This window comes from Paenibacillus sp. FSL R5-0713, from assembly GCF_037973325.1.
Taxonomy (GTDB): domain Bacteria; phylum Bacillota; class Bacilli; order Paenibacillales; family Paenibacillaceae; genus Paenibacillus.
In genome coordinates this window covers 1,833,049-1,847,095 of record NZ_CP150229.1, presented here as the reverse complement: position 1 = coordinate 1,847,095, position 14,047 = coordinate 1,833,049, and the positions used below count along the sequence as shown (strand labels likewise).

Here is a 14,047-nt window from a genome sequence, read left to right as displayed (position 1 = left end):
GAAGTCGTATGTATGCCCAATAATAAAACCATCTGATCTGGAGGTTGAGCGCATGTCATTTTTCAAGAAAATGTTAGCCAGTGTAGGTGTTGGAGCAGCCAAAGTAAATACGGAATTGCATACCCCAGAAGTCACGCCTGGAGGAATCATCTCGGGGGTTGTGTACATTGAAGGTGGAGATGTGGAACAGAACGTAGATCGAATCTATCTTTCAATCAAAACCCATTACATACGGGAGCACGATGATCGCAAAGTAAAAGAAACAGCCATTATCGCCAAATACCTGCTCACCGAAGGTTTTACTTTACAGCCTGGAGCCAAATTGGAGAAAGAATTTTCATTTGACCTGCCAGAAAATCTGCCAATTACACTGCATCGTGCAGAAGTTTGGGTAGAAACGGGGCTCGATATCTCAAGCGCGGTGGACCCATCAGACCGTGACAGACTGCATGTTGTTCCTAGCAAAGACATGAATACTGTGCTCGATGCGATCGATATTCTTGGCTTCAAGCTGCGTGAAGTCACCAACGACTATGCGCCGAAGCTTGGCGGAAATCTGCCATTTGTGCAGGAATTCGAATATGTACCAACAAACAAGTTCCGTGGACATCTGGATGAGTTGGAAGTCCTGTTCTATCCAATGGGCGATTCGCTCGAACTGTTATTACAGATCGACCGCCGTGCTCGTGGGCTCAGTGGAATATTCTCCGAAGCCATGGGGACGGATGAAAGTTTTGTCCGCTTGCATCTGTATGAAAGGCATCTGGCACGGGGTGCACATTCTGTCGCTCAAGGACTGGAAGAGGTTATTTCCAAACATATCTAGTCTGTAGTCTGTGAAAAAATAAAACCGTCCTCTATCAGATAAATCTGATGAAGGACGGTTTTTGGTTTTCCGGGTAATAAGACTTCGAAGTTCTCCCCGTGCAAAGACAGCTAAGGAACATGGGACAGACATGTAGCTTACGAGGACACACCTTCAGGAACGCTGTGTCCAGCGTTGCATTCCTGATCGAAGACCGTAATATGCAGCGGCGAGCAAAATGAACCCGGCAACAGCAATAATCATGGATGTTGTATCCCATCGAACCATAGTTCCAAAGGCAACCTTGGATTGCAATGGGGTAACGGAAGAAGCGGTGCTTGTCAGATCAGGTGCGTAATTCATGGTCATGATCATGCCTTGCACAACATTCCAAGCTGCAAAACCGATGATGAATAACAGGGTAACCAGAACGGATTCCGTTGCTAATCTTTTGTTCATGTTTGTCATTTCGCCCCCTCTTCCCATTCAATTAGACAAGAAATGCTGCATCTCCTTTTTCAGCAGACCTTTGTTGGCATCCACATACTGATACAGCAAGTCGAAGCTTTCCTCGTTATCTGCTTGCATGCTTAAATTCGCGGCTTCCAATTCAATCTCCTGCAATACCTCATGAATCTGTTCCCCATGCGTTTGCAGGCTTGTTGTAATGTCATCTTCAGACAGGCCATTCACATTATCTCGCAATTGCCCGTTCGTTACGCCGCTTTCGGACAACATCTGCTCTATCTTCTTCAGGATCACGGCATCTGCATCATTGCCGATCCGTTCCATAGCTGTTATCGTCTCACTCAGATACTGCCCGCTGGCATTCTCAAGGAAACCGGTCATACCGTTCATGGACAGCTCGGTATCCAGATCGATGATTAGAATGATATCTCGCAATACTTGCGGAAGTTCCGGCCCACTCTCTCGAATCGTTGCGAATTCAGCCCGATAAAGGTCCATGGCAACACTCCCCACCACTTCTTCACCTGACATCTCTTCAAACTGATCGAGTGGTAACAACTCCTGCAGTTCTTCTTGTAACTTGTTCATCTTTCTCTGCCTCCTGTATCTCTCTATCTGAATAGTTAAACGATTTTTTTACACTGGACCACTACGCGGCCAGAATAAACTTCCGCTCGCTGTTATCCCCAGATTGTTCTCATTCCCTTTATTAACGGGGAAACTCCAGTGATAAAGGCGAAGTGTATGCTTCCGAAGCAGCTTTCTTGCAGAAAGCTTTTAGCTCCGCTTCTTCAGTTTTTTTCTGTCCTCTCCGTTATCGTGTAAATATCAAGCTCAACTACGCCGACACGTTATTACATCATAGCAGAATACATTATATAAGTTGAACCTATAGTAGTTAGTATGTCTATCCTGTTATCAAATTTACAGGGAATATCGTCAAGTTAACATGCACTTGACCTCGGGAAAATGTTCCGCTGTTATGATCTTGGCATCACGAGTCATGGGAGGGGTAATGATGCGCCTGGCCTTGTTCACAGACACCTATCTTCCGGAAACCAATGGTGTTGCTGGCACGCTCCACCGCTTGAGTAACCATCTGAACCGCAGAAGAATTGAACATCTGCTGTTTACTCCGAACTCCATCATTGAAGGAAGCCATGAGACTCAAGTCCGATCGGTTGCCAACATCCCTTTTTTTCTGTATCCTGAATGCCGCATTGCACTACCAAACAGAACAGACACTCATAAGCAGCTGCAAACCTTTCAACCCGATCTGCTGCATATCGCCACGCCTTTTAATATGGGGCTGCTTGGCCTGAGGTATGCGCTCAAACATCACCTTCCACATGTTGTCTCCTACCATACCCACTTTGATCGTTACCTCGAATATTACCGGTTGAAAAGTATGATCCCTCTCTATTGGAAATATATCCAATGGTTCCACCGCACCTGTGATGCAACCCTTGCCCCATCTCGGGAAACGATAAACACCCTTCAAGTCCAAGGCATTCAGCGTCTGAAGCTTTGGTCTCGCGGAATTGATTGCAACCTGTACTCCCCTGATAAACGCAGCTCGGATATCCGTGAACGATACCACATCACTGCTCCCCTTATTTTACTCTACGTTGGACGCATTGCCCCGGAAAAAGATATCGCTACGCTCACGACTACGATGCAACAGTTGCCCCAGAAGATGCAGTCCCGTGTACACTGGATTATCGTTGGTGACGGCCCATCTCTTCCCAAAATGCGTCTGCACTCCCCACCAAATGTCACCTTTACAGGCTATATGCATGGAGAAGAACTTGCTGTTATGTATGCTTCGGCAGATCTGTTTGTGTTTCCTTCCGCTACGGAGACATTTGGCAATGTGGTGCTGGAAGCGATGGCTTCAGGGCTTCCTGTGGTGGCAGCCAATGCCGGAGGTGTAAAGGATCTGGTATCCCACCACCGTAATGGAGTATTGTTCGAGCCAGGTCAGGCTGATGCACTGATTCGGGAGATATGTCTCTGGGGAAATCACGTGGACCAATTGAGGATGATGGGACTGGAAGGCAGAAAGCTGGCTGAACAGCGGTCGTGGGAGCATATTTTTGATACATTGATCGTGAATTATGAGGAAGCTATAGAACATCGGAACAGACAAACGAAAGATCGGATTATTACAGCCTGATCTGGTCGTAAAGACTTCATTCGTTAAAGACATATTATGTATTGATATTACGATATTGATATAAAAAGACATGATCTCATTGAACTGGATCATGTCTTTTATTGCATATATCTATTGGTTGAATTTAGTGTATGGGACTTTGATATCTACAAATCCTTTAGCATAGGGTGCAACCTCATAAGGATAGAATCGGATGACAATCCCTTTGTCATACAAAAAGAATTCAGATGTTTGATCAAGCTGAAAATCATAAATATTCTCTTCAAAAATAGAAACTCCAGCATTATACATGGCTAATAGACTGTTGGAGATGGATCTCTCTACCTTCTCCATCTGAATATCATCTTTAACATACTCGCTTAGCTTCAGTTCTTCCCCTGTTCTTAAATCATAGTTATATGATGTTGTCGCATCCATTCCATGTGCTCCGCCAGTGTATACATGATCTTCATATACTACAGACAACTTTTCTTTTGCATTGTATTTTACACTGGCCATGGTAGTGTAGAAATAAGCTTTGTTTGATTGCTTTTCTTCTTTGTCCAGGCGAGCTGCTTTCACTGCGTGGAGTTTAAACGTCTTGTTCAACTTATCCGTCACAGATTTCTTTCCACCTGTTAGATGTATGTATGGCTGTCCTTTGTAATATTGGACCTTCGTTTTCACTGTAATCGTGCTGTCTGCCTCTACATGACTACTCGGAAGAATGATAGCAATCAGTACAGTGATCAACAGGTAATTTATCCATCTCCATTTTTTTCTTCCAGTTCTATGTTTCAATATTATCGATAACCCCCTTTGGCTCAAATGATTTCGTTTCCTGTATTCTGTTCCATATGACCTGTGGAGTGCTCTTTAGGTCTGTTCCAATCTGAACGTTGCCAATCCAGATGTCTTCTGCTCCCGGATGTTGTAAATAGTGCCTAAGCGTCGCTTTGACCAGAATAGACGCATGTAAATCCAGTACCTCATCCAGTGGGATCCAGAATAACTCCCCTTCATCGGAGGGCACAAAATGTCGATGCTTCGTCTCTCCAAAATAGACAAACTGCTGCCAAATCTCACCACCGCTAATCTCTAACAGAATAGTTCGAAGTCGAAAGTGTTCGATATCCTCTGGCTTGAACCCGGTCTCTTCTTCAATCTCTCGATAGCTGGCGGTCATGGGTGCGTTCAGTTCCCCTTGCTCCAGATGCCCGCCAATACCGCCCCAAAATTCAAAATCAAATAATCTGCTACCCGCCTTCTTCATCATCAGCATGTCTGAGCCATTGCTCAAAAACGCTGTAGCCATCTGTCTAATCTCCATATGTTCCTCGCTTTCGAAACTGTGATATTGAAATTTACTTGTCCATATAAACTGAACTAAAGTATTTTTACACTAGCCACTCCGATGACAGAACAACCTTCCGATCGCTGTTATCCCCAGATTTTTTTGATTACTTTCCCTAGAGGGTAAATCCGGGGATAAAGGCGAGGTGTATGCTTCCGAAGTAGCTTTCTTTCAGAAAGCTTTTAGCTCCGCTTCTTCAGATTCTTTCTGTCCTCTACGTTTTGTGTAAATGTTATATTCAATTTATAAAACTCTCTTCTAAAGAAGTCTCTTTAGCTCACTTAGATGTTCAATCATATGTAAAGGACTAATCATGATGCTGTCCTGCCAAGGTTGGTTGACCTTCATCCAGATGGTGCTCATACCTACGCTTGCTGCTCCTTGAATATCGTTCACCGGATGGTCGCCAATGTAGATGCACTGCTCTGGGGTTAGACCGAAATGATCAAGTGCAAGCTGAAAGATGCGTGGATCAGGCTTTTTGACTCCTGCCTCTTCGGAAACAATAATATGGTCGTAGTCATCCCGGATACCGAGTTGATCGATTTTCCCATACTGAATATCAGTCTGCCCATTGGTAATTAACCCGGTTTGATATTTCCCCCGCAGATGCTGAACGACTTCTCGCGCCTGTTCCATTAGAACTGAACTTCGTACATACTCTCTGCCGTAGAACTCCATCAGTTCTGCATGTGGCGGATGCTCTGCCCATGGCAATTCATGCAACAATTCGTTGAACAGGAGGGGTTTGTCCTTATAACCATCCTGGTCTAGTTCAATAATTCGCTTGCTTATCTCTTCAGTTGACTCAAGGTGACCAAAATAAGTGTTCATTAAACGTTGCGTGAATCCGTCAAAGGTCATCGTTCTGTTTAGAATTGTATTGTCCAAATCAAAAATAACGGCTTTAATATGATTCATTCCTCTTCCCCCTGTTCAAGAATGTAAAGCAGTGCTTATTTTTTCTTTTTATGGTAGTGATAACCCTTGCACAGACCCTTTTGCTTGGATTTGGCTGAACAGTTATGTCCACCGTTCTTATCCAGTCTGCCTGGATGAGCATAAGCGGAAGAGGATACACCAACAAGTACGACAAGAGACAGAATTACGATAACAACTTTTTTCATAAGTCACCCTTCGATCAACACCCTATGCTTTAGGGCTTAATATGTGCTATATCATTCTACACGAAAATCCACAATTTGGATATCCTTCATCTTTTTAGCCGATCCACTCTCATAAAATCTTAAATTGCTTCAATGCATGGGTGACCCCATCTTCACTTGCCCGCAGGGTGACATAATCGGCGCTTTGTTTAATTCGTTCTCCGCCATTACCCATCGCAATTCCGATTCCCGCATACGTTAGGAGATCAACGTCATTTTCCCCATCACCAAAGGCCATCGTCTCCTCTCTGGATATATTCAGGTAGTCGAGAACTTTCTCTGCGGCTATCGATTTGCTGACTTCGCTTGCTTCCAGCACATTCACTACATACGGATGGAATCTCACGAATCGTAAAGAAGGAAATCTGGATTGGAATTTCTCCGTCTCCGCTTCATCCGCATATAAGCAGATGCAATATACGTCCTGTTCCAACGTGCTGATTTTCTCCGGGGAAACCATGAGTCCAAGCGTATCTCTTAAGGCATCAGTAACACGACCATCTGCTGTACACAACCCGTTCGTCTCAAATGATTCTGTAAAATATGAAATACTGTGCCCCTGCAACTCGGCAAACTCACTGAATGCTCTTACCATCTGTGCAGAAAGTACAGACTTATGTATCACTTCATTACCTGCTTTGATCAATGCCCCATTAGCCGAAATGATCGTCTCAATTCCGAGATTTCTGAATTCTTCGCATAGATTATAGGGTCTACCTGTTACAAGTACGACTTGAACGCCTTTACGAATCAATTCCCGGATCGACTCTGCTGTACGCGGTGACAAACTCCGATCTATTTCGCTCAGCAATGTTCCATCCACATCAAAGAACACAGCTTTCATCAAAATATCCTTCCTCCTCTATTAAAAGAGCAAGTACAGAATAACCTGATGCGGTCTTCCTGCACTTGCTCTTGCGATTTACCGGGTCTGAACATCTTGGGTACGTCCCATGTACCAGGATTGAAATGATTCCGCTGTTTCCAGGGGAATGTCATGGGCATGATGATGCAGGACAGGTTTGGCACGGTTTACCGTGTGAATGGAAGCCACACCGAACCAGCGCTGTAACACGTTACGGGTGATCTGTACTTCGATGACTTTCTCACGTTTGGAGATGAAAAGTGTTGAAGTGAGCGCACCTGTTCGAAGTTGAATGAAATTCTGATTCAGAATGTATCGGGTGTGGAAAAAGTCCATCACCCTGCATGTTGCAATCCACACGAGCAGAATCGCCGAAATCATCCACCAGGCATGCTTCTGCCCAAACACCAATGGTTTGAAGTACCACAGTATACCTGTGATCACAATCCACCCCCAGCTTGGTTTGAACAGGCGCAGCCATAGTGATATTCGTGGAAGTTTTTCCATCTTCTGCGTCACCCGATAGGACGGAAGGATCTCCTCAATCATGGTATAGGCTTGCTTCACCGGCAAGAAGGGATAGAGCGAGTTCACCTCCTGCTCAGATTCCCCCAAACTACCCGCAGTGGTGAGTTCTACTTCTGCTAATCCAAGCAACCTTTTCATCGGAGACTGTGTAATTTTTACGGCCTGAACGCGTTCTTTCAGGATTGAAAATGACGTTTGCTCCATCATGCCCTTCGTGATATAGATCCGCTTGGCATCCGAAGTGATCTGAAAATTCCCATACTTTACGAAGGTTCTGACTATGCCCAGAGCAATAGATATGATTAATAAAACCAAAATCATCAAACCGGCAATCCACCAGGAATCAAGCCAGGTTAACAATAAACTTTCCGTTACTTCTTCATCGGGGAAGAAATCTTTCACCCAGGAATAAAGTGTGCCCAGGACTGGAATCAGTACGAGAAAGCTGAGCGAGGTAAACGACGCTTTGATTATATCCTTGCGGGTCGAATGATAATGAACAACCCGTTCCTGTTTCTCTTTTGCAGGCAGAGACATGGCTTGATCGGTTATAACAGAGTGGGATTGCGCCTCTTCGTCTTCCATTGCCTTAACTGCGTCAAACGTATCAAGTTCCTCTGTTGCTTCTACTGTATCTGCATCTTCTGCGATATAACCCGCTACAATTTTCTCCAACTGCTCCGCTTCGGAAAGGGAAACAACGTGTAACTGAAAGGTAGCATCTTCTCCCTTAATCCCTGTCTCGAATCGGATCGACGTCACGCGGAACAACCGATGGAACAATGTGGTATGCCGGTTCACGTTCTGGACCTTGGTATACGGTATCGTTCTTCGAGTACGGTTGAACACCCCACTGTATATGTGAAAGGCCTTATCGTCTGCTGTATAGCGAGAAGTAAACCACTTCCAGATGATTGACACGATGCCGATGGAGATACCTGCATAAAAGGCGATCCTACCATAGAAAAGCCATTGGGACTCTGATCCCTGACGGAAAACAAACAAAAACAGGATGATGGCAAACGAATTCTTCACCAGTTTCCACAGACTCCACAGCATGGTTAATGGATGATGTCGCTTCATATCGATCATTCATCCACCTCATTAATACGTGCATAGGACGCAATCTGATGACGGAGCGCAAACGCGACTTCCTCCGGCAATGCCGGGATTTCATGCGATGACCCCATCGTGCCAACCGATACGGAATAGAGTCCATATTTTCGCATCAAAGGTCCCTGATTTGTTGTAACCGATTGCACTTTCGCCATGGGGATAATCTGATGTACCTTGGTTAGCGCCCCGCGCTTCAATTGCAGAAACTCCTCATTCACATCATAGTACCAATGCTTATATAACCATGCAGGCTGGATGAAAATATCCCACACTGCATAGAGCACCGATATGGCCGTAACGCCCCACAACAACCACCCAATCCACGTCTTCCATCCATAGATGGAGTCGAGTATTAGGAGTACGGCAAGGATCAGGAAACCTATCATATTCCATAGGATGGCGCTAATTCTCCACAAGTTCACCGCATGAGGGGACAGCCTTTGCTCGGGTGTATTCCACTGTATTGACATATGTTCACTCCTTTTTACCTCGGGTACATAAAAACACACATGATACAATGTACGAACAATCGTCCACGATCGATGCAGAAAGATTCCGTTAGTAAAAGAGATGACTCCTTTGCAATACAAGTCGTCATCTCTTTATTAGTAATCAAAAGCGGGCTTTTTGAACAACCTCTATAAAATCCTGTACTTTACATAGCCAAACCATATGATCTGTTCCTTCACCCCAATAGTTCTTCATTACGACATAGGGTTCACCGAATTTGCGTTGCCACTTCTTCTGTGCGATTTGATAGCCGCTATCCAGGCAGAATTGTTTGATTCCACGCCGCTGAAGCTCAGTAACCAGTGCGACTATGAGCGCCGAACCAATCCCTTTCCCTTGAACCTCGGGCATCACGTAAAGGCTACCCAGCTCTCCAATATCATTCAGCCTGCCCTCTGTACATTCTCGAATCTCCTCACCACAAGGTCCATACGAGATTGTGCCTACAATGGACTTACCCATTTTGGCCACGAGGAAAAATATATTCGCTTCCTTGTTATGATCTGGCTGCAATGCAGTGTGAATTAATGCTCTCTTATGTGCTATTTCATCCTGGATATCATCCAGTAGCGAGCCTATGCCCTCCTGTTCAAATGCTGCCGGGATCGTTGTCTCGAATACCTGATACGCTCCATCTGCGTCCGATCGTGTCAATGGTTCAATAGTAATTTTGTCATCCACAGGTTCTTCTCCGTTCCATATACCTTCTTAATCTGTACGTCGCTGAATCAGTCTTCTTAGTTGATTCGCATCCTCAAGAGCAATGCTATATCCAGTATGCGTGTCTTCCTCGTTTACTAACAGTCCTTGCATTTTGGGATCCATTCCTAATGAAAAATCATACCGGGTAACCGAACCATCTGCATTATTAATACTCATCTTGTACTGCGTGCCATAATTCAGATTCCCCGGCAAACTTTCAGCTTTATGTATGGCTTCCATCATGATCCGAATCTCGTCAGGTCGATCAAACTCAACATCTTGGCATGGTTCTGAGGTGAGGTTGGGATTACACGTTAAAATGATTAGTACAGGAAGCCCTTCTTCCGCGTTCGATTCATTCGGTTGACTGCACCCTGCAATGATCGTGGCAATGACGACTACGAGCAACACTCCTACATATCTCACCATACTGCGTGCCCCCCCCCTGACTTCGTGTTAAATACAAGTGATGAACAGAGAAGTAATAAATACAGTTCTAATGACTCAATTGCACTCAACTTGTCATATCCAGTTAAGTAACTCAGGGTCCCATGAAGACAACAAAGTGCTCAGTCGCTCTACGGTCTCTTCCACAAATACCTGAACTCTCTCACCCGTAATGAACTCAGGAGTTATTCCCGGCTCTTCCCCATTAAGAAAAGAAAACGTGTGATCCCGCCAACGGATAATCTCATCAGCAGTTAAGCGATCCATCATGTCATAACCTGGTGAACTGTCGAGCAGCTGCCACACCTCTTCGCTCCAACTCGAACCTTGATAGAGATTAAAATCGATCTGGTCCGTCTCCTGATAGTATAAACGCGCCAGTTCTTCCTTGGATCTACTCGTACCTATGGATAAGTCTGCCTTGTTGACCCGTTCTACAAATTCAGGATGCACGCTGCGGAACCAGTAATAATCCGTTAGCACATGCATAAAGTACCCCCGCACAAACCACTTCCATCCTTCATCGATGAGTGGTTGCATATAGGATGAGTAGCGTTCGTGGAGCCCTCCAACGTAATCTCCATCATCTTTCGGGTTAAAATGGGTGTATTCCTTATCCTCTCTGGTTGTGCCTTCACGCATATGTATGGAATCCGGGGCGATGTTCCCCAGATAGAATGAACCTCGATCAGCCTGCATTTGCAGCGAGTCAGCAATCCGATTAGCAATATTGAGATGAACCATGGGTAGCGGCATAGAGTTGATCTCCTTTTATCGGGAAGTATTCTACATTAATTAAAAAAACGATATACCTACTGGTGGAACGTACAGATCACTGGAATAGTGTGACTCCGCTATGTTTCACCTTTTCACCGTAGATACGTGATTAATCCTGTATTCTCTCCGCTTGCATTCGATCAAACAATTGCTCCAGATCCGTGTGGTACTCCGGGTGCTCCTTCACAAGCAGACTAATATATTCCGACCCACATTCATAGAACATCAAGCGGTTAAACGGGGCTGTGTCTCCCATATGATTGCTTTCCTGTCCGAATTTTGCCCGAATCAGATTCTCAATATAACGCGCGTAACCCTCGTTCCACTCTAACCAACTCCAGTACTCAGCTTGTTCTTCAGTTAATGAAGTAAACAACGCCTTTCTAGCTGTGTATACTTGTGTTAGGTCTTTACTCTTCAAAGCAGACAACAATGCGTTAATCCGCTCCACAACGACTGCATCTTCATATGGAAATTCATAATCCAGTTCCCATGTCACACGCTTCAGTTGCGTCATTTTATGTTTAATCTGGAGACGGTCCACGATCCGTTCATCATATTTCTCGTACACATAACAATGAACATATTCGTGGAACAGATAGACTTTCTGCTCCAGATCTTTGAACGCTGCGTCCGTTACAATTGCACACATTCGTCCATCCATATGAGGGACTGGCATGGCTGCAAGGCATTCATCTGGAATATATAAATCGTCCGGCACCGTCTTTATCCACTCATATTGCTGCGTCTTGGACGAATAATCATAGATATATAATAAAGCTTCATAGGCGACAACCACTGGATAATGTTCTGCAAACAGAGGATGTAGGCTAACCAAGTTCTTCTGAAGCTCGTTTAACTCGTTAATCTGCTCTAAAAAAGCTTCCATGTCGTGAACCTCTCTTTACTGAAATGATGCGTTAATCATACTAGATTAGGAGAGATAAAACACTGAGAGAAAAATGATAATTCTGTTCGAGTGTGAGATAGTGAACGTTAGAAACGTTCGCCGCGTTTCTCATACAGGTAGATATCCAGTGCCTGAATCCCACGCCGGGCCAGCTTAATAAACAGGATCAGCGCATACACACCGAGTCCATATAACAACACATTAATCAACATTAGAAACATTGTAATCATAATTGTTATTCCTCCTATGAACCTATTAAATTATCACTTCCTATTCTAGCATATTTTCCCTCAGTTAACTTTTATGGTGGATGTAAAGGTTATTCGGTATGCTTATTGATTCAAAACAAAAAAAATCCTCCACGTCCCTTTATGAAAGGTGGAAGATTTATAAACCGGTCTACCGTTTCCTAAGTTCGTTCACCACTGACTATATGCCAATGCTGATGCTTCGAGTCTTGATAACTGCCCAAGTTAGTTACAATCTTCGATGAGCCTGTCTGAGCTAACATGTCAGCAGCTACCTTTTTAATGACTTGCATCATTTCTAAGAGTAACTCATTATTATTCTCTTCCTCTTCTGAAATGAAGGACTGAATATGCATCTTGGGAATTACAACAATGTGATGCTTGTAGTAGGGCCGAGTGTGATGATAAGCCATAACGTTATTGGTTTCCATGACAACTTTAACTTGCGTTTTACCACTCAGCACCTCATCACAATAAAAGTCCTGCGTCATCATACTCCCCCTTCTTCAAAGTGCGTACGTTAGAGCGTAAACTTATGATTTGGTCAAGATTCCCTGATCCACGGATTTCTGAATAAGCTGCTGCGCATACTCCCACAATGTCTCGGAACCGTTCGCAATCTCACGGTTTCTGTTTAACACCTGTTCACTTGTAATGTTATATTTCTGCCATGTATCTCCCTCATTCTGATGGTTGTGGATAATAGGCTGCAATCGATCGAGAGATGAGGCAAATTGTGCTTCAGACGTCTGTTTTGCTTCAAACTCTAACCATAAGTGGAGTAGTTCTTCAGCCTGTTCCTTAGGCAACATACCAAACAGTCGATGAGCCGCTTTGAGTTCACGATCATATTTATCCGTATACCCCACCGTATCGTAGGCAAAAGTATCGCCGGCATCGATCTCAACCAGATCATGAACGAGAAGCATCTTAATGACTTTGAGCATATCCACATCCGTGTTGGCATGACTCTGTAAAACCAAAGCCATCATTGCCAGATGCCAAGAATGCTCTGCATCATTTTCAAGTCTCTCATCATGCATAATTCTCGTCTTTCGTTCAATCGTTTTGAGTTTATCAATCTCAATGAGAAATTGAATCTGATCCTGTAATGATTCGCTCATAGCACATCCTCCTTCATATCTGACCCCCATCTACGTGGATAGATCGTACCAGTAAACTCTATAGTTAAAATCCAGTGACATTCCCACACCCTGCGCCAGACGAATGGAACCCGCATTGTCCGGTGAACAATCCCAATATGGATGTATGCCTACACGGTTGCATTCTTCTACAAAAGCTTTTGCCACCATCGCACCATAATTCCTTCTTCTATAGTCTTCAACCGTTTCAATATCAACCGCATGTGTCTCATCTGCGATAAAAGCCGAGAGGCAAACACTCGCGATATCATCATTATGCACTGCAATATAGCCAAAGCCATATTGTAAAAAATCATCTATTGTAGTCCAGAAGTGAGAGATTTTGTCCATCAGAAATGCAGAATTGTTATATCTTTTCTCTCCTAATATCACTTCATCTATCCTGATAATTCTGACTTCTTCGTCCCGAGAAGCACATATGTCGAAAGGAATTTGATGACTTATGTGATCTGGATTCAATTTGAATACATGCTGAATGTCACTGAAGAACTCTCTTTTCCCAGAGATGTGCTGGAGAACATCTTCCCAGGCTTCGTCCACCACACCAATTTCAACACCATGAATATGTAAGTTCAACAACTCAGGTTCGATACTTTCCCGCATGTACTCGTTCAATTCATTCAGAAAGGGTTCACTTCGAGAATCTCCGATCAACTGAAAACCAGATTGTCCATGTATCCAAATTAGTGCTGCTGTTATATTCGCCGCATCATCTACATAGATCCTTCCCGGATTCAACCCAGACGCAACCGCCTTTACTTCAATATTCTGGCACGAGTCCGTGAGATGTTTTACTTTGTGGAAATCATGTTTATTAATCTCGGTAATCATAG

19 protein-coding genes are annotated in these 14,047 nt (G+C 44.1%); 2 read left to right on the top strand and 17 right to left on the bottom strand.

Annotated features, from left to right (window positions below):
- Positions 1-52: 52 nt before the first annotated feature.
- Positions 53-826 carry a sporulation protein gene (locus MKZ12_RS08440; RefSeq protein ID WP_339240684.1) on the top strand — a complete coding sequence of 258 codons (774 nt, stop codon included), beginning with the start codon at positions 53-55 and terminating at the stop codon, positions 824-826.
- 153 nt (positions 827-979) lie between these two features.
- Here the strand turns inward: MKZ12_RS08440 and MKZ12_RS08435 are convergent, their stop codons facing one another.
- Positions 980-1,264 carry a hypothetical protein gene (locus MKZ12_RS08435; RefSeq protein ID WP_339259901.1) on the bottom strand — a complete coding sequence of 95 codons (285 nt, stop codon included), beginning with the start codon at positions 1,262-1,264 and terminating at the stop codon, positions 980-982.
- Between the two features lie 27 nt (positions 1,265-1,291).
- The gene (locus tag MKZ12_RS08430; protein WP_339240681.1) at positions 1,292-1,861 is read right to left on the bottom strand and encodes a hypothetical protein; all 570 of its coding nucleotides are present in this window, start codon (positions 1,859-1,861) and stop codon (positions 1,292-1,294) included.
- Between the two features lie 427 nt (positions 1,862-2,288).
- Here MKZ12_RS08430 and MKZ12_RS08425 point away from each other — a divergent pair, with 427 nt between their 5' ends.
- Positions 2,289-3,449: a glycosyltransferase family 1 protein gene (locus tag MKZ12_RS08425; RefSeq protein ID WP_339259900.1), complete on the top strand. Its 1,161-nt coding sequence runs from the start codon at positions 2,289-2,291 to the stop codon at positions 3,447-3,449.
- Positions 3,450-3,560: 111 nt separating this feature from the next.
- On the opposite strand, the gene MKZ12_RS08420 is transcribed toward MKZ12_RS08425, so the two are convergent.
- The 15 genes from MKZ12_RS08420 to MKZ12_RS08350 form a co-directional block, all read right to left on the bottom strand.
- A complete protein-coding gene (locus MKZ12_RS08420) occupies positions 3,561-4,229 on the bottom strand; it encodes a DUF3298 domain-containing protein (protein ID WP_339259899.1) in 669 nt (222 codons plus the stop codon).
- Positions 4,219-4,743, bottom strand: a complete 525-nt coding sequence (locus tag MKZ12_RS08415) for an NUDIX domain-containing protein (RefSeq protein WP_339259897.1) — start codon at positions 4,741-4,743, stop codon at positions 4,219-4,221. The genes MKZ12_RS08420 and MKZ12_RS08415 overlap by 11 nt, the downstream gene beginning before the upstream one ends.
- 297 nt (positions 4,744-5,040) lie before the next feature.
- A complete protein-coding gene (locus MKZ12_RS08410; RefSeq protein WP_339259896.1) occupies positions 5,041-5,703 on the bottom strand; it encodes an HAD family hydrolase in 663 nt (220 codons plus the stop codon).
- 35 nt (positions 5,704-5,738) lie between these two features.
- On the bottom strand, positions 5,739-5,909 hold the full coding sequence (locus MKZ12_RS08405) for a YHYH domain-containing protein (RefSeq protein WP_339240672.1): 171 nt from the start codon (positions 5,907-5,909) through the stop codon (positions 5,739-5,741).
- Between the two features lie 109 nt (positions 5,910-6,018).
- The gene (locus MKZ12_RS08400) at positions 6,019-6,795 is read right to left on the bottom strand and encodes a Cof-type HAD-IIB family hydrolase (RefSeq protein ID WP_339259894.1); all 777 of its coding nucleotides are present in this window, start codon (positions 6,793-6,795) and stop codon (positions 6,019-6,021) included.
- Between the two features lie 75 nt (positions 6,796-6,870).
- Entirely contained in the window at positions 6,871-8,433 is a 1,563-nt protein-coding gene (locus MKZ12_RS08395; protein ID WP_339259892.1) for a PH domain-containing protein, read from the bottom strand.
- Entirely contained in the window at positions 8,430-8,927 is a 498-nt protein-coding gene (locus tag MKZ12_RS08390) for a PH domain-containing protein (protein WP_339259891.1), read from the bottom strand. The genes MKZ12_RS08395 and MKZ12_RS08390 overlap by 4 nt, the downstream gene beginning before the upstream one ends.
- Before the next feature lie 142 nt (positions 8,928-9,069).
- Complete coding sequence (locus MKZ12_RS08385; protein ID WP_339259889.1) at positions 9,070-9,648, bottom strand: GNAT family N-acetyltransferase; 579 nt, start codon at positions 9,646-9,648, stop codon at positions 9,070-9,072.
- A gap of 27 nt (positions 9,649-9,675) precedes the next feature.
- Positions 9,676-10,098 (bottom strand): hypothetical protein, encoded by a 423-nt coding sequence (locus MKZ12_RS08380; RefSeq protein WP_339259888.1) that lies wholly within the window; start codon positions 10,096-10,098, stop codon positions 9,676-9,678.
- A 93-nt stretch (positions 10,099-10,191) separates the two neighbouring features.
- Positions 10,192-10,872, bottom strand: coding sequence for a zinc dependent phospholipase C family protein (locus MKZ12_RS08375; RefSeq protein ID WP_339259886.1), 681 nt, complete (start codon positions 10,870-10,872; stop codon positions 10,192-10,194).
- Positions 10,873-11,002: 130 nt separating this feature from the next.
- Positions 11,003-11,782, bottom strand: a complete 780-nt coding sequence (locus MKZ12_RS08370) for a hypothetical protein (RefSeq protein ID WP_339259885.1) — start codon at positions 11,780-11,782, stop codon at positions 11,003-11,005.
- 107 nt (positions 11,783-11,889) lie between these two features.
- Complete coding sequence (locus MKZ12_RS08365) at positions 11,890-12,033, bottom strand: hypothetical protein (protein ID WP_181155325.1); 144 nt, start codon at positions 12,031-12,033, stop codon at positions 11,890-11,892.
- A gap of 179 nt (positions 12,034-12,212) precedes the next feature.
- Positions 12,213-12,545: an HIT domain-containing protein gene (locus MKZ12_RS08360; protein WP_339259884.1), complete on the bottom strand. Its 333-nt coding sequence runs from the start codon at positions 12,543-12,545 to the stop codon at positions 12,213-12,215.
- A gap of 39 nt (positions 12,546-12,584) precedes the next feature.
- Positions 12,585-13,175: an HD domain-containing protein gene (locus tag MKZ12_RS08355; RefSeq protein WP_339259883.1), complete on the bottom strand. Its 591-nt coding sequence runs from the start codon at positions 13,173-13,175 to the stop codon at positions 12,585-12,587.
- 30 nt (positions 13,176-13,205) lie between these two features.
- Positions 13,206-14,045 carry a GNAT family N-acetyltransferase gene (locus tag MKZ12_RS08350; protein WP_339259881.1) on the bottom strand — a complete coding sequence of 280 codons (840 nt, stop codon included), beginning with the start codon at positions 14,043-14,045 and terminating at the stop codon, positions 13,206-13,208.
- Positions 14,046-14,047: the final 2 nt, after the last annotated feature.